General features: G+C 54.8%; 1 protein-coding gene. It reads left to right on the forward strand.

What is annotated here, in order from left to right:
- Positions 1–243: 243 nt before the first annotated feature.
- Positions 244–1,455 carry a hypothetical protein gene (locus C6W91_RS21015; RefSeq protein WP_370571592.1) on the forward strand — a complete coding sequence of 404 codons (1,212 nt, stop codon included), beginning with the start codon at positions 244–246 and terminating at the stop codon, positions 1,453–1,455.
- The last annotated feature ends 49 nt before the right edge of the window (positions 1,456–1,504 follow it).

Consider the following 1,504-nt stretch of genomic DNA (forward strand, 5'->3'; position numbering starts at 1 on the left):
ATGGCACGCTGTCAGAAGCCAGTTCGCCATCATGTTCGAAGACCGCTTCCCGATGGCCTAACAAAACGCGTCAGGCACAAAATTCGGCACAGTCTCCAGATTGAGACCAAAGCTACTCTAAACGAAATTCCCTTGAGCATAGGTCAAGCATGGGCCTGTTTCTCCATACTCGATTGCCTGCAAGACTTGGAAACTCTTTTCAACTCGCAGGATGAGGACTTTCCAAACAGAGACTTGCTTTGCATGCGTAGCATTATCGTCGCCTTGTCTTCATTTCAAAACAGAGACGACAACAGGCTCCCTATCAACCACTTCGTGATCGGAGAGCTAATTGAACCTGCTGCTACCATTGAGCAGCGTTTCACGCATGCATGCCGACACCTAGCACTTTCCCTTCTAAAAGAAGACCAAACCTACACAAACAAACACCTGAACAAAGCTCGCGATGGCCACGAGAATTCTGGCAAAATTCACGCTGCCCCCAAGACACATCTATCAATTTCTATCGAACTCGGTCGTGGTATCAGCGGGTCTGGCGCCACCTCTCGAAACTCGGCGAGCAGCGAAATTGAGAACTTTGCCCAGAGTTTTGATCATAAAAACGAGGGTCTCTTCCAAACGGCGTTTATTAATCTGATAACCGGACGCAAATGGCGCTCCAAGAACCCAGTCCTTCCTGAGAATGGGACTTGGTCCTTCTGGCGCGACTGGTACCAAGGATTCCTCGATGGACGTCCCCTCCACTGGGATCTTCAACGCCGCGTTGCCCTGATCGACGATGCCATCTGGGACCAAGGCCCCGAGGCCGTCGCGGAAGAGATCGAGCGGATCAAGGGCGAGTTCGCAGCGCAGCGCCCGCAGGAACCACGCTTCCCCGCCTATGAACCCAATGACCTCCGCCCCCTGATCCAGAACCGCATCATTGCAACAGCAAGCCTGCAGGGGCTGGCAGTGCAGATCTCTGGCGCGATTGAGCAGTATCACGCAGACACCGGCGCCAATGCCCTGCCCGAGGCGTTTTCCCCCTTGCAGGACATGCCCGCACTGATGAACGCGATTGCGCAAACGCTTGGGGACATTCAGCAGCCGGAAGATGTCAGTTCCGAAACGGAGCAAGCCCTGCGCACCGAGATCGGCAGGCTGAACGCCAAGGTCGCGGATCTTGAAGGAAAGCTCTCCGCGCTGAGCGCCGAGATCGAAAGCCTGTCCCGCTCCGAAAAAGGCAAAGTCTTCAGCCTTCTTAGGAACACGGCCCTACTCGGAGGTTTAATCAGCGGACTTTGGGCGATGTCTGGCGACGAGTTGGGCGCTCGCTCGCGCTATGAAAACATCGTGACCTACACAAATGACATTCGGGCGCTGCTCATGAAGGAAGGTCTGCCGCAGACGCAGGTTGAGACCTCCCTCCCCCCACAGACGCGACCTGACAAGGGTAACTATACCCGGAGTCACTGAAGACCCGAGATTTGAAGGGTTGACGTGCAAGAAGGTGGCGATTCAGTTA

The sequence above is a fragment of the Phaeobacter sp. SYSU ZJ3003 genome (assembly GCF_041300735.1).
GTDB lineage: Bacteria > Pseudomonadota > Alphaproteobacteria > Rhodobacterales > Rhodobacteraceae > Phycobacter > Phycobacter gallaeciensis_A.